Raw genomic sequence first — 18,143 nt, forward strand, 5'->3', positions numbered from 1 at the left:
AATGCCCGACTGCTCCTGCCCTAGACTGTGCGTGGTCTCTTCTTTCGTATTTCCCAGCCTTTCAGCCCAACGCTGTCGGGCTTTCGGGCGCGCGTGGCGGCGGCCAAACCTTTGGTCTCTTCTACCCACCCCGGGGGTCCCTCATGTCCTGGCTTCACCGTGCCGCCACTGCTGTCGCAGCCGCCGGCCTTCTCCTCACTGCCGCCCTGCCCGCCTCTGCGTCTCCGGGCCCCGCCAACCCGGGCCAGGGGACTGAGCACGCACACTTCGCCAACCACCCGCTGCGGGTCCTGCCCCAGGTGACGAACACGACACCTACCGGCCTGTCGCCCGCAACAATCAAGCAGGCCTACAGCTTCCCGACCTCTACTCTCGCCGGGGCCGGCAAGACCATCGCCATCGTCGATGCCTACAACGACCCGACCATCGCCAACGACTTGTCGGCTTTCAGCACCCAGTTCGGACTGCCTGCCTGCACGAGCACCAACGGCTGCTTCACGAAGGTCAACCAGAAGGGCGGAACCAAGTACCCGAAGTCCGACTCCGGCTGGGCGCTGGAGATCGCGCTGGACGTCGAATGGGCGCACGCGGTCGCACCGGGCGCGAAGATCCTGCTCGTTGAAGCCAACAGCAGCAGCTTCACCGACCTGATGGCCGCCGAGGACTACGCCTCCGCACACGCCCAGTACGTCTCCAACAGCTGGGGAGGCGCCGAGTTCAGCGGAGAAGCATCCTACGACACCCACTTCAACCGCTCGGGTGTGAGCTTCTTTGCTTCCGCTGGGGACCAGGGCGCACCGGCAACTTACCCGTCCTCATCGCCGAACGTGATTTCAGTCGGCGGAACCAGGCTGAACTTTGACAGCACCGGCGCACTGTCCAGCGAAACCGGCTGGAGCAGCTCAGGCGGCGGTTGCAGCGCCTTCGAAACCGCTACCGCGGCCCAGGCCGCCTTCAGCCAGTACGCCCAGCTGAACTGCGCGGGCAAGCGGGCCACACCTGATGTGTCCCTGGACGCTGACCCCGCTTCCGGGGTCTCCGTCTATGACTCGACTTCGTACAACGGACAGACGGGCTGGTTCACGGTCGGCGGCACCAGCGCGTCCTCTCCGATGTGGGCAGCCCGCGCTGCCGACACAGGCGCACTGGTCAACGCTTCCTACGTGTACGGCTCCTCGGTGACGTTCCGGGACATCCTCACCGGCAACAACGGCAACCCCTGCCTTACCGGCGAAGACCTTGTCACCGGACGCGGCAGCTGGGTCGGCTAATCACAGTCCGCTCCCCGGGGGCGGACACCTCGAAGGTTACTTGAAGGTGTCCGCGGGATGCTGTCGGCACTGTACCGACGATTCGTTGGGGTTACGCACCCAGTCAGGAACTTCTGGACATGGTCTCGCGAACGGCTGGTGAACAGTTGCTGGCAGCAGGTCTAACCGCGGCGTGTGGGAGCCCACTCTTACTTCGTCGGGCCTTAGCGTCGGTAACCATGACCTCCTATTTTCGTCCCCGCCGCTCGGTTATCACCGCGCTGGCCGTGTCCCTGCCCTTCGCCTTCCTCACCCCCGCTGGCGTTTCCACCGCGGCGCCCACAGCTCCCGCACCCGACCAGCAGGCTGCCGCGCCACAGTCCTCCCATCTGGATCTCGGAGCGCAGGACCTCCCCGAGACACGGAAGGTGACTACCCTGGCCCCGGGCCTGACCCGGACCACGATCACCCGCGGCACCCCTAACCAGGACTTCTTCTGGACTGCCGAAGCCGCGGTCCCGTCAACCTCGCCGGACCCCGACGCCCCGGCCTCCGCGCTGTCTACCCAAGCGCAGGCCCAGAAAGTCGCCGACAAGCTCAACGACGCCGGCCTCACCGCCCGGGTGGAGCACGTCCAGTCACCCCAGCTGGCCGACGCCGGCGGGGACCTCGGCTATCGGGTGCGCGTGGGCCAGTTCGGCTCCAAGGCTGACGGCTCTGCCACGATCGATCAGATCAAGGCCGCCGGCTACAAAGCTTCGGTGATCTACACCGGTTGGGACGGCGACGCCGGTTCCAGTAAGAACGACCGCGGCCCCTGGAACCTGCAGGTCCTCACCATTGACCCGAAGGAATTCCACGGGGACCTCACGTCCTCCTTCGGGCCCAACCTCGAAGACCGCGAAACGACAAGCCAGCTCTCGGCTGCCGCCGGGGCGCTGGCAGCCGTGAACGGCGGGTTCTTCACCATGGACCCTGCAGCAGGCGCTCCCGGAGACCCAGCTGGGACGGCAGTACACGACGGCAAAGTCCTTAGCGAGCCCGTCGGCGACCGCCCCTCCCTGGTCCTGGACAAGAACAGCACCTCCATCAAGCGCCTGCACTGGCACGGCACCGTCGCCGCGCCGGGCTCGGCAGACCTCCCCCTGGACGGGATTGACCGCGTGCCAGGGCTCATCCGCAACTGCGGCGGCACCAACGACACCCCGACCAACCTGCCGCTGCACGACTTCACCTGCACGGACGCCAACGAAATCGTCTACTTCACCCCCGACTTTGGCCCCACCACCCCGACCGGCCCCGGACTCGAAGTCGTCCTGGACGCACAGGGAACCGTCACCGCGGTCAACCACGCCCGAGGCACCGCCTTGCCCGCCGGCGCCCAGAGCCTGCAGGCCATCGGAACGGACGCCGACAAGCTCGCCGCCCTGGCGATCCCGGGCAAGAAGCTGAAGGTCGACACGGACCTGCTCACCGAAGATGGCAAGATCCTGACGACGACGCCGACCACTGACGTCGTCAACGGCGGCCCGACCCTGGTCCAGAACGGGCAGCTGGACGTGACGGCCAAGCGCGACGGCATGGTCCGCAGCAACGACAGCAACAGCTTCTTCTACGGCTGGGTCCACAAGCGCAATCCCCGCACCTTCGCCGGCGTCGACGCACAGGGCCGCACCCTGCTCGTCACCGCCGACGGCCGCCAAACCACCTCCCTGGGGCTGAGCCTGAATGAAGAAGCGCACGTGGCCAAGTCGCTCGGCATGGTCAACGCGATGAACCTGGACGGCGGCGGATCCACCACCATGGTCCAGAGCGGCCAGGTCACGAACTCCCCCTCCGACCCCACCGGCGAACGCCCCATCGGTGACGCCCTCCTGCTACTGCCCGGCCGCAAGCCGTAGCAGGAACGGGCCCAAGGTCCGGCGAAAATCTTCGTGTCCGCTCCTGCTACTCCTGCGCGTGCCCTGGGTCTTCAAGCAGCCACGCCATGGCCTTGTCCGACGACGTGAAGTACCTGATTGGGAAACCGACGGGTAGCCCGGGCAGGCGGAACATGGCGATGACACGGTCCAAGGGCGATGAGCCTAGAAGCGCCATCCGGGAGATGCAGGAGGCATCGGGGAAGAGTGTCCTGGCGGCCGCAGAGTGGGTGACGCCCCCTATTTCGACCAGCATCGGCAGCCTGCGTCCGTGGGCCAGGGTGGAGATGGCTTCAAGCGCGGCGCGGGCTACGTCGATGCCGATGTACGCCCCTTGCTTCCACCGCAGGTACAGAACTCCGCCGGACAACTCCAATGTGCCCTTGCCTTTGATGTCCACCGTGCTCATGCCGTCCCCCCTGCCGTGACAACGTCCAGATTCGACCGTAGCCGACCGGCATCGCCCCTTCTGCAAGACACTCCCGCCATGGTGCAACCGTGCCTGGCAGGGAGGAACGACCCTTCCCGGAGTTCATGCCCAGCACGCACAGCACTGTGACCAGCTGCCACAAACGCAAGGAGAACACGACAGCCAGCTTCTTGGAAAGTCAGCCCTCAACGCACGACCACGTCCTTCCAGATGGCCAAGCGCCCGGCGGCGGCGGCCACCCCCACCGTCGCCCAGAGGCCCAGGGATTCCAAGGTCCAGCCAAAGCCAAACAGGGATCCGAGGGCCCAGAACGCCAGGGCCGGGACGATGAAGAACGCGGCCACATGGATCCATTGGTTCCGCACGGGGCGCAGCAGGCGGCCCAGGATCCAGCCCACGGGCAGGCCAATAATGAAGGAGACGCCGTACCCGTAAAGCAGCACCATCAGGACCAGGTTGAACCAAAACCCCTCAGAGGTTGCCGCGAGGACGGCGTACAGGCCGATGAGCCACAAGGTGGTGGTGATCGCCCAGCCTTTGAAGAGCGCCCGGCCGGTGAGAATCACACCCCTTCGGAGCAGACCGTAGCGGTCCAGCATCTCATCTTCGGGTGAGTTGGTCACTGCCGGCCCCCGTTTATGTGGCCGGGTTCGCTGCGGCGGAAAGTGCCGGCGATGCCGAGCTTGAATCCGTATTCGATGGAACCATACCGGAACACGTGGACGGCCAGGCGCAGGATGACGGCGCCCACGATGAAGAGCTCGACGATGACAATCCCGGTCTCCACCGGGCTGAGGGTGCCGAAGGCGTGGCAGAGCAGGGCGGTAAGTGGGAAGTAGGCGCATGTCTGCACCATGAGGGCACCCAGGTTGGAGATGACCATGCTGGATGTGTAGAAGGAAATGAACATCATGGCCATCAGCGGCCCGAAGACGCGACTTGGAAGGATTGGCCAATGGCGTCCAACAACCGTTGGAGGGTCTCTGCCTCTGTGAGAGTAGTGACGGTAAGGCCCTGCGACGCGCGGGTCTTCGGGTCCCGCCAGCGCACTATGTAGGACTTGGAACCCTCCTTCCTGGTGCGTGCAGCGTTGCTTGCCATAGGAAAAACGGTACGCCCGTGCACACATTGTGTCTTGAGCTCGGCGAGCATCGCCTCCACGCAGGGCTGGTGTTCCTTAACCATCAATTTCTCGATGGGCTTGCCTACGGTGGACCTGCGCGACGACGCGCTGACTGTCAGCGTGGCCACTGCTCTAACCTCCCTCAACGTGGACAGTCTCCCGTCTTCGTACTCCGGCGCTAGGTAGCTGGGATGGCGGGCCCCAGAGAAGAAGATCCCGGCTGGCCCGGCTCGCAGGGACCACATGCGGGTTAGCACAACTACTAGTCGCCCGCCCTGGCGAACGTCTGGGTAATGATTGCGGCGGCGATGTCGGTGGCCGACTGCACGCTCCCGTCTGCCAGGCCCCGCCCGACGAAAGTGTTCACCTCGATGCTGAGATTGCCTCTTCTGGCTCCGAGGCGGACGTACCAGTGGAATTGGCCGTCCCCCAGGGAGTATTTGAAGGCGTACCCGGAGTCCGCGTCGATCCCCGTCGTGATCGGCGTAACCGACGACCAGGCGGCCGCGCCTTGGCCCTGGACGTTCGCCTGGATGGTTCTGCAGTCCGCCAGCGCGGCAGCCCTGGCGTCGAAGGGGCGGGGCTGCTTGATCGAGGAGCCTGTGCTGATGACAACGACGTCGAACATGGTCGTCTTGTCGCTGCTGGAGCCGATCCCCCGGCTCCCCCGAGATGATGGTAGGCGGCAAGCAAGACGTCCAAACAGGGGCCTTGGGCCCGAAGAACGCGCTGCAGGACACCTCTGATGGAGTTAGGAGGTGCCCGGCGTGCTGTCCCTCGTGTTGAAGAGGTCAAGGACGGCTGCGCCCTCTTCCAGCAGGGGGTCGCGATCGGCTGGCTGCGCTACGAGCCGCGTTACGTCGTTCATAAGGGTCTCGACATACTGCCGCACGACGGCGCGGTGCGCGCTCTCTCCGAACCAGGCGAGATCGCGGCACACCCGAAGCAAGGCCCGGACGACGCGGGGTTCATTCGATCCGTAACGCCGCACCTGTCCGAGGGCCAGATCGACGAGATAGGCGAAGTCGCGGGCCGGGATGTGGAGCCGGACCGTGCCGTGGGCGTCTGTCACTGCTCGCGGACCGTGCTGCCGGAGTGTAAGCGCCGCGAGGATCGTGCCCAGATGGTCGACTGCCTGGTTCGCCGTGTAGGGGTCGTTAATAGCAGGCGAGAGCGCCTTGGAAGCGACGTCCGCGAGCTGTCGGATCCCGAACGCAACGTCCTGCTCCAGTGTCCGTTCGTAGCCGATCCGTACACTCTGCGTGAGTGCACGGCGAAGCTCGGCGGAGGCGTCGGGTGCAAACGGTCTCCCTCCGGCGTCAGGGACGTTCCACACCCAGGCGATGGGTGCTCCGGCAACCACGTGCCGGCCCACCATGGGCACCATCAGTGCCTTGAGATCGCGCTTCGCGAGTGCACCGACGAATGGCCCGACATGGAAGGCCTGGATGTAGCCCGATGCCGGTGCCGGCAAGGCGGTGGCGCCTTGCGGCACGTCAGGCAGGGGGATGGCAAGGTCGCCGGGGACGAATGACCTCTCGATCACTTTCAGCGTCGCCGTCTCGACGCCCTTCATAACCTGGTCCACCTGGATCGAATGCGATAGATGGTGGACGAAGAACACGAGCATCACCGTGCTCACGAACAGCAGCATCAGCGCACCGCTTACGGCGAGGCGCGGATACTCCTCGATGCGTTGGCCGGCTGCGATGCCGACCGTGTACAGCCCCGCCGTGCTGTACGCGAAGGTCGCGACGAAGGCGCTCAGGGTCAGCTGGTTGGGGATGTCGCGGAGGAAATTCCGCAGGAGCCGAGGGCTGAACTGCGTCGACGCGAGCTGCAGGGCCACCACGGTAAGTCCCAGGACGAGGGCGATGACCGTGACCATCGTACTGGCGATGCTCACGAGGAGGTTCCGCGCATCGTCGGATGTCCCCTGGAAGAGGAGGACGGCAAGGGGCGACGTCTTGTCGATTTGCACGGCAGAAAGGCTCGCCCCTGCAATGAGCGCGAGTACGACGGCGCATGTCGGCATCGCCCACAGTGCACTCGCCAGATACTCACGAAGAGCCTCACGCTTCACATGTGCCACTCTCTGCCGACGGTCCTCCGTCGTCAAGGGGCGCCGCGCTGGGTCCGGTCCACCACAGCCCGTGGCCCTCACGCTGTATCCTGATGCCGGACCCGACCCCATCGGCTCCCGACCGCCCAGGCCCGAGCCCACCCATGCGGAGTGTCCGTTCACCATCCGGAATTATCGTCATCCGAGGCCTGCGTTGCGGCTTGTTCAGGCTGCCGGTTTCGGTACCTGGGCGTTCAACCATTCGGGGACGCGCTCTGCGGGGATCGGTTTGCTCCATAGATAGCCTTGGGCGCGGGTGACGCCCAACTGTCGGAGTTCCTTGAGCTGGATGATGGTTTCGACGCCTTCGGCGATGACGTCGAGCCTGAGGCTTTTAGCCATCCCGAGGACAAGTTCGATGACGGTGCCCCCGTGCGGATCGTTTCCGAGGTCCCGGATAAAGGTCCGGTCGATCTTCAAGGTTTTCGCGGAGAGCCATTTGAGATAGCTCAGCGAGGAGTAGCCAGTGCCAAAGTCGTCGATGGACAGGCATACGCCGAGCCGGGAAAGTCGCTTCAGGGTTTCCCTGGGCAGATCGGGTTCGTTCATGAGTATTGTTTCCGTGACCTCCAAGTGCACGGATCCGGGATCCATGCCGGAGGCCATGATTGCCGCCTCGACGATGTCGGGGAAATCTCTGGCGACCAGTTGGCGGCCCGAGATGTTCACCGCAGCGGAGAGGTCTGCTGCCCCCTGCACGTGGAGACGCCACTGCTGTACTTGGGCAAGTGTTTGCTGAAGGACCCAGGTGCCGATTGGGACGATGAGGCCTGTCTCTTCGGCGACCGGGATGAACGTTTCCGGGTGTATTGGACCGTGTTCTGGGTGCTGCCAGCGCAGGAGCGCTTCGAAACCAAGCGGGGCCTCGGTGTCCAGGTCGATGATGGGTTGGTAATGCAGGCTCAGTTCATTCCGCTCCAGGGCCAACTGCAGGTCCGATTCCAGGTCCAGTCGTCCACTGGCCCGTTTGGTCATTCTCGAGTGGTAGAGAACGGCGGAGTCCCCGCCAGTGGATTTAGCCCGGTACATTGCAGTGTCGGCGCCGCCGAGCAGGGACTGGGCAGTGTCTTCGGGACCGGCCAGGGAGATGCCGACACTGACATTCAGGAATATCTGCCGCTCTTCGACTTCGAACGGGGCCTTGATACTTTCCCGGATACGTCCGGCCAACACCTTGGCGGCACGGGAACCCATGTCCTGGCAGACAACAATGAATTCATCGCCGCCGAAGCGGCCCACCGTGTCACCTGCCCTGACTGCCTTCATCAGGCGTTCGCTCAGGAGCATCAGGATTCTGTCCCCGCCGCCATGGCCTATGCCGTCGTTGACCAGCTTGAATCGGTCAATGTCGATGAACATGACCGCTGGGCGGCAGCCTTCCTCCAGGTAGCCCTGGAGCACCTCGGTGATCAGGTAACGGTTTGGCAGCCCGGTCAGGGCGTCGTGGCGAGCCTGCCACTCGAGGACCTGTTCTGCGTTTTTGCGGTCGGTGACATCCAGCAGCGTGTCGAGGAATTGAAGGGGTTCACCGCCGTGGTCGTCCACCCTTCGGATCCGTGAATGCAGCCATCGTTGGCCGCCGTCTGTCGGAAGGAACCGATATTCAACGTCAGCGAAGTCCGAGCCCGCCAGGAGTCTCTGCCATACCTGGCGGACCTGGTCACGGTCCTCGGGATGGGTCCGTTCCAGCATCCATTCCCTGGATAGAGACTCCTCAGGCTTCAGGCCAACTATTCGGGCGAACTCCTGCGAATGCCAGCTCTGGCCAGTTGCGATCGAGTATTCGACGCTGCCGACTTGCGCCATTTCCTGGGCCGCCAATAACCTGCGGCGCTCAGCCTCGGCTTCGGACCGCAGCCGGCGGATTTCCGTGATGTCCCTGGCAATCACGGAGGCCCCGACGAGTTTCCCGTCTTGACCGTAGACCGGGGATATTGTCAGTTCCACGTCGATGACGGACCCGTCCTTGCGCCGCCAGCTCGCCTCGACCCCGGGAACGAAGGTCCCGCCGCGGACCCGATCAGCGACACGACTGTTCAGATCTGCCACGTTCCCGGTAGTCAACAGCTCATGGGTCCGCCCGATGGCTTCGGACCGGCTCCATCCGAACATTCTGACCGCGCCAGCGTTCCAGGTGCTGATCTTCCCGTCCATGTCAGCCCCGATGATGGCATCTCCCGAGGATTCAACCATGGCCGACAACCGGCGCAGGATGGCCTCCTGGTTTTTCCGGTCGGTGATGTCCTTGGAAATCGCCACCATGTCCACCGCCACGGTGTGCCGCCCCCTGATCGGGCTCAGTGTCGCATGGACCGGGAATTCCCGTCCGGCACGATCACACATCCACAATTCGCCTGACCAGTCCTGGCCGCCGGCAATCCGCGCCGCGATCTCCTCCCCTGTGGGAGCTGAACCGGACGCGCGGAAATCACCGACAATGCCAAGGTCAAGAGGCGTCCTCCCCAAGGCCTCGGACGCTGCGTACCCATACAACCGTTCCGAAGCACGATTCCAATACGTCACCCGCCAGGTTCTATCCATCCCGATCACGGACTGGCCGATCTCATCAAGCAGCAGCGACTGCGTCAGCAGGTCATCCTGATGCTCCGCCGCCATACGGTCCTCCAGGTGCTCGTCTAAAAGGATGGTACATGTGCTCATGCCAACCTTCCCCAACTGGGGCCCCATAAACACTCAACCACCGTCCGGGTCGATGTCCAGACTGAGCCATGCTGCCAGGATGTCTTGGACGTTCTTCTGGTTCATCATGAGGAGAGCATTGTTGATGACCTTGCCGGTTCGACCGGATCCGGTCGCTCCCATGTGAGTGATCTTCCCAGAGAAGGCCGAAAGAACAGGCCTGACGATCTCCAGTGCCTGGACCCCGCTGGCCGAAGTGTCCGACGATCTTCAGACTGTTTGGTTTGGGAAGTCCATGATGATGAGTGAAACGCCGACCCCGCAGCCACGAAAGGAAGATACATGACGAACTCAGGCACAAGAGGGTCCACTCCCATAAATACCGAGGACGCCCTACTTGCTGCTGCCGGGGATTTGTTGGGTCAGCTCTTGCAGCCGCCCATCTTCAACCACAGCGCCCGGGTGTTCGAGTATGCCCGAGCCATCGCTGCAAACGAGGACTGCGCTGTTGATGTGGCAGCTCTGCGGATCGCTTCCCTTTTCCACGATGCCGGGACCGCTGATGAGTATGACGGCCCCCAGCGGTTTGAAGTCGAAGGTGCAGACGCGGCCGCTGCGTTCCTGACCACACACGGATGGGAAGCCGCCCGGGTTGACTCGGTCTGGGAAGCGATTGCGCTACACACCTCACCTCAGATCGCTGAACGCCGGGGACCCGTGGCAAGGTACCTCCGCCTCGGCGTTCGGGCCGACTTCGGGGACGTCACCCTGCTGCCTCGCGCGGACAAGCACCGTTCGGGGGTCGAAGGGATGTATCCCCGGCTGATGATCGAGCAGTGCCTGGGCCAGACAGTCGTTGAACAGGCACTGCGCAACCCCGAGAAGGCACCTCCATCCTCCTGGCCTGGTGGCCTGCTTCAGGCTCACCTGCACACAAGCCGCGGCCAAGGGATTAATCCTGCTTTCTAGCCTCTGGTCGAGCCGTTGCGAACTTATCGTGTCAGCATTCAAGATGGGAAAGGTGCCCAACCGAGTGTTTGGAGGCGTGTGCAGCGCCGGATGCGAGGACTGCGGTGAGAAGTGAGTGAACGTGGCAGGATCATCGGATTCCTGGTCCACGACAACATCACGATGATGGACGTCGCCGGGCCCGCTGACGTATTCCATCATGCCAATGCCTTTGGCGCCGACTATAAGACGGTTATGGTTTCAGCGGACGGCCAAGCAAAACGGGCTGCAAACGGCCACTATCTGATGGTGGAAACGAGCGCGGCGCGTGCAGGCGCCCTGGACACGGTGCTCGTTCCGGGGGCCTACGGCATGGTGGCCAAGCCTTTCGAGCAGGAACTGGTCGACGCCGTTGCCCAGCTGACGAACGACGCCAAAAGGATTGCATCCGTTTGCACTGGTGCTTTTCTCCTGGCGCACGCGGGTTTGTTGAACTACCGGAACGCGACAACCCACTGGACCCAGGTCGAGCGGTTCAGAAGGTCATATCCCCTGGTTAACGTTGTCCCCGATGCGTTGTTTGTCCAGGATGAACCGATCATCACTTCCGCTGGCATCAGTTCCGGCGTGGACCTGGCGTTATTCATGGTTGAGGACGACCATGGTGCGGAAGTAGCCCGCGCCGTCGTTCGGCAAATGGTCATATTCAACCAACGGCCCGGCGGGCAATCACAGCGTTCGGTTGCCGTCGGTGCGAGCACATCCCGGGACCACGTCCTGAGGGAACTTTTGGACCGGATCACGGCTGAGCCAGCGGCCGATTACTCGATCGATGCCATGGCCGCCATGACAAATCTCAGTGCCAGCAGCGTGGCCCGTAGGTTCCAAGAGGCAACCCGGACCAGCCCGGCCCGGTATGTCGAAAAGGTGCGGATCGAAGCCGCGCAGGCAATGCTTCAACGCGGAGCCACTGTTGCAGCCACGGCAGCCGCAACCGGATTCGGAAGTGCAGAGACACTGAGGCGCGTATTCACGCAGAAAGTCGGAATGAGTCCCTCCCTATATCTCGAGCGACTCATGCTGCGCCACGGCGACGGCGGCCACCTCCCCGCGTGATGTTCTTACCCTGACGCTATTTGTGGGTTTCCTGACGGAATCAGCGGGTCCCCTGATTCTTTCCAGGGACGATGCTTGACGTATCCGGGGCAATCCCGAGAACCCACAGACAAAAGGAGAAGGCAATGCCCTTCGTAAACGTCAAGCTCGTCGACGGGGTCTTCACCGAAGACGAAAAGCACCAGATGGCCGCGGCGCTGACCGACGTCATGGTTCAGTTTGAAGGATCCGAAGCTTTCCGTGAGGTCGTTTGGGTCCTCATCGAAGAACTGCACACTGACGGTTGGCACATTGGCGGCCTTCCCTTCCGGGGACCAGCCAGCCTGATGGACGGCCTGGCCCGTTCCAAGAGCCTCTACGAGTCCATCGATGGCCATCCAGTGACCCGGACCGAGCTGGCCGAAAAAGCACCCCTTCGGGACAAGTAACCGGCCTGCAGGTTCGGTGACGCTTTTTCTCCGGCAGTGCGCCCTCATCAAACCTGACACCAGTCCCCACATCGCACTTCGATCTGCAGACAGCTGGAGAACCACCGCTCGTTCTCCCCTCAAGAAAAGAACAGAATTATGGCTTTCATCAAAGTCGCTACGGAAAACAGCACGGACGTCGAGCTTTATTATGAGGACCACGGCACGGGGCAGCCGGTTGTTCTGATCCATGGCTACCCGCTGGATGGCGGGTCATGGGAGAAGCAAAGCTCAGCCCTCCTGAACGCCGGCTACCGCGTCATCACTTACGACCGCCGGGGTTTCGGCAAGTCAAGCAAACCGACTGCCGGCTACGACTACGACACCTTCGCAGCAGACCTCAACACTGTCCTCGAAACCCTGGAGCTGCAGGAGGTCGTCCTGGTTGGCTTCTCGATGGGCACCGGCGAAGTGGGACGGTACATCGGCACCTACGGCGAGGCACGGATAGCCAAGGCAGCGTTTCTTGCTTCCCTCGAACCATTCCTCCTGCAAACCGAGGACAACGCCACCGGCGTTCCTTCCTCAGTGTTCGACGGCATCCGCAACGCCGCCATCGAGGACCGCTACGCCTGGTTGCCCGGTTTCTACGAGGATTTCTTCAACACCGACACCTTCCTTGGAAACCGACTCAGCGAGGAAGCCCTGCGCAGCGCATGGAACGTTGCGGCCGGCTCCTCCTGGTACGCCTCGTTCGCCGTTGTCGACTCATGGCTGACGGACTTCCGTGCCGACGTCGGGAACATCACCGTCCCGGCCCTGATTGTCCACGGAACGGAGGACCGAATCCTCCCAATAGGCGCAACAGGCCGGGAGTTCACCAAGCGTCTTCCCACCGCTGAGTACGTGGAGATCGAAGGCGCCCCGCACGGCATGCTCTGGACCCACAGTGGCGAGATCAACGAAATCCTGCTCCGCTTCCTGAACAAGTAACCCAGGCCCTGCCACCCGACAGGAGGGTGTGGAACCGACACTGTCCACACCCTGCAGCGGCTTCCCCTCAATGAAATGGAACCACGACCATGAAACCTATACATCACAAGACGCTGGTCCTCCTGGACCATCCAGACCTTTCCACTTCCCGTATCAACAGGGCCTTGGCAACCGCGCTCGGGGATGCACCGGATCTGACGGTGCACGACCTGAGACGCCTGTACCCCGACGGCCACATCGACCTCGCCGCCGAGAGGGCCGCGGTGGAAGCGGCCGAGAACATCGTCCTGCAATACCCAACCCACTGGTACGCCCCTCCGGCATTCCTCAAAACCTGGCTCGACGAGGTGCTTGTCCGCGGCTGGGCCTACGGCACCGGGGCACCCGGAGCCCTTGCAGGCAAGACACTCCGGGTTGCCACCAGCACCGGCGGCGCCGGAGAGGCTTACTCTCCCGACGGCTTCCACGGATGGGACTACAACGACATCCTCATCCCGCTGCAGGCCACAGCCCGCCGGCTCGGCATGCAATGGCTGAGCCCCTTCATCCTGCACGGGGTACGGGACCTGACGGACGAACAGCTGGCGGACCTGGCGCAGGACTACAGGAACCTGCTGTCGTTCCACACCGTGCCAGAGCGCGTCTAAGCAATGCCGGCGAGAACCAACACCAATAGGACAACCACAAGGAAAAGCATGTCGACCACCGCCTACGGCGGCCCCGAAGTCATTCAGGAAGTCCCCCTTCCCGGCCCCGAGCCGGCCACGGGGGAAATAACGATTGACGTCCAATACGCAGCCGTCGGCCTCATCGATGCCATCATCCGCCGAGGAACATTTCCCGACCTCGACTACGTCCCCAAGCCCTCCTATGTACCGGGACTCGAAGTCACCGGGACGGTCCGCGCCCTCGGGGAAGGGGTTACCGGAGCCAGCCGGGTGGTTGGTACCGTTCGCACCAGGGACAAGGCTAAAGCTCCCCAAGTGAATGAGTATCAAATGCCCGGGGGCACAGGGTGTTCCTCGGCGCGCGGCGTGAGGATTCACTGCGGACCCTCGTGGCTGACATCCAGCGCGATGGAGGCGAGGCAGAGTAGTGCAGCAGCACTAAAGGTCCGCGGCTCAGTACTTGTAGAAGCCCTCCCCCGAGGCGACGCCCAGCTTGCCCTGGTCGATGTAGTGCTCCTTCAGGTACTGGGCGAACGCCTGGGAACCGGCATCCGGCGAGGCCGATGCGATGTTGTACACGGTGGTGAGGCCGACGACGTCGTAGATCTGGAACGGTCCGCTCGGGGCGCCCGTGGCGATGCGCCAGGTCTTGTCAATGGTGTGCGGGTCGGCGACGCCCTGCAGGAGCAGGCCGGCAGCCGCGTTCAGCAGGGGAACCAGCAGCGAGTTCAGGACGTAGCCGGCCTTCTCCTTCTTGATCTCGATCGGTTCCAGTCCGCTGTACCGGGCAAAGTCGACGACAGCGGCGTACACCGCCGGGTCCGTCTCCGCGGTGCCCATGACCTCGGCGACGTTCTGCGCCCAGATGTTGTTGGCGTAATGGAGCGCGAGGAAGCGGTCCGGGCGTCGGGTGAAGTCTTTCAGGTCACTGGGCAGCAGGGTCGACGAGTTGGTCGCGAAGATGGCCTCGGCCGGCGCCAGCTCCGCGAGCTTGCGGTAGACGTCGCGTTTGAGTTCCAGCAGTTCGGGAACGGCTTCGATCACGAGGTCCGCGTCGACGACGGCGTCCCCGAGGTCTGCGGTGAGGCGGAGGTTTGCCAGGGCTGCTTCGGTTTTGCCCTCGGAGGCGCCGGCTACCTGTGCCCGGTAAATGGCGGCGAGGCGGGTGAAACGGTCCCGCGCCTTGGCAAGCGCGTCCTCGTCGACGTCGTAGGCGGTGACCGCGAATCCGTGGAATGCGGCCTGGAAGGCGATCTGTGAGCCGAGCACTCCGGCGCCGAGCACGGTGAGCGTCTTGATGGAGGGCATTATGGTTTCCTTTTGGCGCGGGCCTTAGCGGCCGCCGGGGTTGTCGGACCCGTAAATACTGCGGATCCAGATGGTTGACAGGACGTCCAGGGCGGCGGTCTCCGCGATGGCGGGACTCTCCCGGTTGAGGGCAGCAGTAATGACCCGTTCGTTCATCAGGTTCAGGCTTACCGCGAGGTCGTGCGCGTCGATGCCCGCCGGCGCGGCCCCGCGGGCCTGTTCGGCACGGATGACGTCGCTTGAGAAGTCGACCCAGGACTGCATCGATCTGGACCACAACCCGCGCACCTCGTCGTTGCGGGCGCGCGCACCGATGGCGGCGGTCGACACAGCGCGGTGCGAGACAAACACCTCAACGAACATTCCGATGGAACGGGTCCACGCACCCGCGGGGTCGCTCTCGAAATCGCGCGGCAGGTGCCCCACCCGGTGCTCGACCTCGGTGATGACCCGGTCCAGCAGGGCCAGCAGCACGGCATCTTTCGAGGGGAAGTAAAAGTAGAACGTGGGGCGCGAAATGCCGGCACCCCGGGCCAGATCCTCGATGGAAACGTCGTCAAAGGAACGGCTGGCCAGGAGGGCCTCCGCGGTGACCAGGATTGCGTCCTGCCGCTCATCCCCCGAAACCCTCGCGATGCGTCTTCCTCTTTGAGCCATGCGCCCATCCTAGCCCCGGCTCTCAACACAGTGTTGACTATGTCAACATTAAGTCGATAACTTGGCGGCATGAGCGAGCACCTAGATGTGTTGATTGTCGGCGCGGGGCTGAGCGGCGTGGGTTTCGCCAGCCGGCTGAAGCTGGAGGTACCCGGAAAAACCTTCACCGTACTGGAGTCTCGGAACGCCGTCGGGGGGACCTGGGACCTGTTCCGGTACCCCGGGATCCGGTCCGACAGCGACATGTACACGCTCGGCTACTCCTTCCGGCCCTGGGCCGGCGCCAAGGCGATCGCGGATGGCGGGTCCATCCGCGAGTACATCGAGGCAACGGTCGCCGACGAGGGCCTGGCGCCGCGGATCCGGCTGAACACCCGGGTCATTTCCGCCGCATGGTCAAGCGAAACCGCACTGTGGACCGTGACGGCGGTCCGCACCTCCGGCGGCGAGTTCCGGTCCGGCGACACCGCTTCCTCCCCCGAACCGGTCACCTTCACCTGCTCGTTCCTGTCCGTCTGTTCCGGCTACTACCGCTATGACGAGGGCTTCACCCCGGCCATCGACGGGGCCGACACCTTTGCCGGAACGATCGTCCACCCGCAGCACTGGCCGGCCGACCTCGACTATGAGGGAAAGCAGGTGGTGGTCATCGGCAGCGGCGCCACGGCCGTGACGCTGGTGCCGTCCATGGCAAAGTCGGCGGCCAAGGTGACGATGCTGCAGCGCTCCCCCACCTACATCGCCCCCGTGCCCGCGCGGGACCACCTGGCCGACCGACTCCGGGGCAAGCTGCCCGCGCAACTGGCGTACGACGTCGTACGCTCCAAGAACATTCTCTTCTCCATGTTCACCTACCAGCTCAGCCGACGGCGGCCCGAGACGATGAAGGCGATCCTGCGCAAGTCGGCAGTAGCCAAACTACCGGCCGGCTTCCCGGTGGACACGCACCTGGCCCCGTCGTACCAGCCGTGGGACCAGCGGGTCTGCGCGATCCCCAACGGGGACCTGTACCGGGCCATCACTGCCGGCGCTGCCGAGATCGTGACCGACACGATCTCCCGGATCACCCCGGACGGAATTGACCTGGCCTCCGGCACATCGCTGCCCGCCGACGTCATTGTCACGGCCACGGGACTGAACTTGCTGGTGATCGGCGGCATGAAACTCTCCGTCGACGGCGAGCCCGTGGACGTCGGCAAAACCCTCACCTATAAGGGCATGATGCTGGAGGGGGTCCCGAACTTCGCCCTCACCATCGGCTACACCAACGCGTCCTGGACCCTGAAGGCGGACCTGGTGGCCGGCTACATCTGCAGGCTGATCAAGCAGCTCGACCGCCGGAACCTCCAGTGGGTGGTACCAGTGGCACCCGCCGACATCGCCAACGGCACGCTGTCCTCACTGATCGACCTGAAGGCCGGCTACATTTTCCGCGGGGCCGACCAACTGCCCCGGCAGGGCGCAAGCTCGCCGTGGCGGCTGCACCAGAACTACTTCCGCGACTTCGCCCTGCTCCGGGCCGGCAGGCTGACCGACCACGTCCGGTTCGGCCGGCGCGGGCAGCCGGTGCGGGAAACCGTACGGCAACCCGCGGCCCCGGCCCGGGATCCCCTCGCGCTGCCGGGAACGGGCCATGTCACCGTCGCCGGGACACGCCTGCGCTACCGGAAGACCGGCAGCGGGGACCCGGTCCTGCTGCTGCACGGCATCGGCCAGAGCCTCGAGGACTGGAACGAACAGCACGAGAGGCTCTCGGACCGCCACACGGTCTACAGCGTCGACCTTCCCGGCTTCGCGTACTCCGAACGGCTCGCCGGCACGACGACGCTCGTGAAGCTGGCCGGGATCCTGCCGGCCTTCCTGGACGCCGTCGGGGTTTCCGGGCCGCTGCCCGTGATGGGCAACTCGCTCGGCGGTGCCGTGGCAATGAAGCTGGCCGCCGACCATCCGGACCGCGTCTCCGCGCTCGTGCTGGCCGACAGCGCCGGATTCGGCAAGGAAGTGGCACTGGTCCTTCGCCTCTTAGCGGTCCGCCCGCTCGCGGCCCTGCTCCTGCGGCCCGACGAGAAAGCATCACGCCGGACCGTCCAGTCGCTCTTTTACGATAAAACGCTGGTCACGGAGGACCGAATCGGCCACGCGCTCGCCCTGTCGCTGCGGGATGCGCACCGCCGGACGCTGCTCGACGTCGCCCGCGACCTGGGAACGATCTCCGGCGTCCGGGCCGAGTGGCGCACCGCTCTGATCGGGGCGCTCGCCAAGTCCGACGTTCCGGCGCTGGTGGTGTGGGGCGACCACGACCACATCCTGCCGTTCAGCCACCTTGAAGCGGCCGCCGCCGCGCTGCCCCGCGCCGAGTCGCACGTCTTCGCCAGGACCGGACACATGCCGCAGATAGAACGGCCTGACGAGTTCGCGGCCGTAGTAGAGGACTTCCTCACGAGGGTCTCCGCAGACCGTCAGGCGGCAAGCATCTAAGGGCGCTTCACGAAGCCGCAGGTCAGCACCTCGGTCGGACCGATAGAGGACCGCCTTGCTGGCAGGAACGTCAGGTCGGTTCTA

Annotated in this window: 18 protein-coding genes and 1 pseudogene; 9 read left to right on the forward strand and 10 right to left on the reverse strand. The window is 64.2% G+C overall.

Annotation, left to right across the window (positions count from 1 at the left end; translation table 11 throughout):
* Nucleotides 1-143: 143 nt before the first annotated feature.
* Together VXJ37_RS03445 and VXJ37_RS03450 are read left to right on the forward strand one after the other, a co-directional pair.
* Complete coding sequence (locus tag VXJ37_RS03445; RefSeq protein WP_331321654.1) at nt 144-1,271, forward strand: S53 family peptidase; 1,128 nt, start codon at nt 144-146, stop codon at nt 1,269-1,271.
* Nucleotides 1,272-1,489: 218 nt separating this feature from the next.
* Nucleotides 1,490-3,151 (forward strand): phosphodiester glycosidase family protein, encoded by a 1,662-nt coding sequence (locus VXJ37_RS03450; RefSeq protein WP_331321655.1) that lies wholly within the window; start codon nt 1,490-1,492, stop codon nt 3,149-3,151.
* 46 nt (nt 3,152-3,197) lie between these two features.
* Here VXJ37_RS03450 and VXJ37_RS03455 read toward each other — a convergent pair whose 3' ends face one another.
* The 8 genes from VXJ37_RS03455 to VXJ37_RS03490 all read right to left on the reverse strand — a co-directional run bounded on the left by VXJ37_RS03455 (nt 3,198) and on the right by VXJ37_RS03490 (nt 9,667).
* The gene (locus tag VXJ37_RS03455) at nt 3,198-3,578 is read right to left on the reverse strand and encodes a DUF7793 family protein (RefSeq protein ID WP_331321656.1); all 381 of its coding nucleotides are present in this window, start codon (nt 3,576-3,578) and stop codon (nt 3,198-3,200) included.
* Between the two features lie 206 nt (nt 3,579-3,784).
* Complete coding sequence (locus VXJ37_RS03460; protein WP_331321657.1) at nt 3,785-4,222, reverse strand: hypothetical protein; 438 nt, start codon at nt 4,220-4,222, stop codon at nt 3,785-3,787.
* Nucleotides 4,219-4,482: a hypothetical protein gene (locus VXJ37_RS03465; protein WP_331321658.1), complete on the reverse strand. Its 264-nt coding sequence runs from the start codon at nt 4,480-4,482 to the stop codon at nt 4,219-4,221. The genes VXJ37_RS03460 and VXJ37_RS03465 overlap by 4 nt, the downstream gene beginning before the upstream one ends.
* A 35-nt stretch (nt 4,483-4,517) precedes the next feature.
* Complete coding sequence (locus tag VXJ37_RS03470) at nt 4,518-4,850, reverse strand: hypothetical protein (protein ID WP_331321659.1); 333 nt, start codon at nt 4,848-4,850, stop codon at nt 4,518-4,520.
* A 134-nt stretch (nt 4,851-4,984) separates the two neighbouring features.
* Nucleotides 4,985-5,350, reverse strand: coding sequence for a hypothetical protein (locus VXJ37_RS03475; protein WP_331321660.1), 366 nt, complete (start codon nt 5,348-5,350; stop codon nt 4,985-4,987).
* Nucleotides 5,351-5,473: 123 nt separating this feature from the next.
* Nucleotides 5,474-6,970, reverse strand: a complete 1,497-nt coding sequence (locus VXJ37_RS03480; protein ID WP_331321661.1) for a DUF2254 domain-containing protein — start codon at nt 6,968-6,970, stop codon at nt 5,474-5,476.
* 39 nt (nt 6,971-7,009) lie between these two features.
* Entirely contained in the window at nt 7,010-9,505 is a 2,496-nt protein-coding gene (locus VXJ37_RS03485; RefSeq protein ID WP_331321662.1) for a sensor domain-containing protein, read from the reverse strand.
* Nucleotides 9,506-9,538: 33 nt separating this feature from the next.
* Nucleotides 9,539-9,667 carry a hypothetical protein gene (locus VXJ37_RS03490; RefSeq protein WP_331321663.1) on the reverse strand — a complete coding sequence of 43 codons (129 nt, stop codon included), beginning with the start codon at nt 9,665-9,667 and terminating at the stop codon, nt 9,539-9,541.
* 159 nt (nt 9,668-9,826) lie between these two features.
* Between VXJ37_RS03490 and VXJ37_RS03495 the strand changes: the two genes are divergently transcribed.
* From VXJ37_RS03495 to VXJ37_RS21165, 6 genes and pseudogenes are all read left to right on the forward strand, one after another.
* Nucleotides 9,827-10,453 (forward strand): HD domain-containing protein, encoded by a 627-nt coding sequence (locus VXJ37_RS03495; protein ID WP_331321664.1) that lies wholly within the window; start codon nt 9,827-9,829, stop codon nt 10,451-10,453.
* A gap of 111 nt (nt 10,454-10,564) precedes the next feature.
* Nucleotides 10,565-11,548 (forward strand): GlxA family transcriptional regulator, encoded by a 984-nt coding sequence (locus VXJ37_RS03500; protein ID WP_331321665.1) that lies wholly within the window; start codon nt 10,565-10,567, stop codon nt 11,546-11,548.
* Between the two features lie 125 nt (nt 11,549-11,673).
* Nucleotides 11,674-11,976 (forward strand): tautomerase family protein, encoded by a 303-nt coding sequence (locus tag VXJ37_RS03505; RefSeq protein ID WP_331321666.1) that lies wholly within the window; start codon nt 11,674-11,676, stop codon nt 11,974-11,976.
* Nucleotides 11,977-12,114: 138 nt separating this feature from the next.
* Nucleotides 12,115-12,948 carry an alpha/beta fold hydrolase gene (locus tag VXJ37_RS03510; protein WP_331321667.1) on the forward strand — a complete coding sequence of 278 codons (834 nt, stop codon included), beginning with the start codon at nt 12,115-12,117 and terminating at the stop codon, nt 12,946-12,948.
* 89 nt (nt 12,949-13,037) lie between these two features.
* Nucleotides 13,038-13,595, forward strand: a complete 558-nt coding sequence (locus tag VXJ37_RS03515) for an NAD(P)H-dependent oxidoreductase (RefSeq protein ID WP_331321668.1) — start codon at nt 13,038-13,040, stop codon at nt 13,593-13,595.
* A 48-nt stretch (nt 13,596-13,643) separates the two neighbouring features.
* Nucleotides 13,644-13,871, forward strand: a pseudogene (locus tag VXJ37_RS21165) (alcohol dehydrogenase catalytic domain-containing protein); the annotation flags it as partial.
* A 198-nt stretch (nt 13,872-14,069) separates the two neighbouring features.
* Here VXJ37_RS21165 and VXJ37_RS03520 read toward each other — a convergent pair.
* The gene (locus VXJ37_RS03520) at nt 14,070-14,924 is read right to left on the reverse strand and encodes a 3-hydroxyacyl-CoA dehydrogenase (RefSeq protein ID WP_331321669.1); all 855 of its coding nucleotides are present in this window, start codon (nt 14,922-14,924) and stop codon (nt 14,070-14,072) included.
* A 24-nt stretch (nt 14,925-14,948) separates the two neighbouring features.
* Nucleotides 14,949-15,581 (reverse strand): TetR/AcrR family transcriptional regulator, encoded by a 633-nt coding sequence (locus tag VXJ37_RS03525; protein ID WP_331321670.1) that lies wholly within the window; start codon nt 15,579-15,581, stop codon nt 14,949-14,951.
* A gap of 69 nt (nt 15,582-15,650) precedes the next feature.
* Between VXJ37_RS03525 and VXJ37_RS03530 the strand changes: the two genes are divergently transcribed.
* Nucleotides 15,651-18,059, forward strand: a complete 2,409-nt coding sequence (locus tag VXJ37_RS03530) for an alpha/beta fold hydrolase (RefSeq protein ID WP_331321671.1) — start codon at nt 15,651-15,653, stop codon at nt 18,057-18,059.
* The last annotated feature ends 84 nt before the right edge of the window (nt 18,060-18,143 follow it).

Source organism: Pseudarthrobacter phenanthrenivorans (assembly GCF_036455295.1).
GTDB classification, from domain to species: domain Bacteria; phylum Actinomycetota; class Actinomycetes; order Actinomycetales; family Micrococcaceae; genus Arthrobacter; species Arthrobacter phenanthrenivorans_C.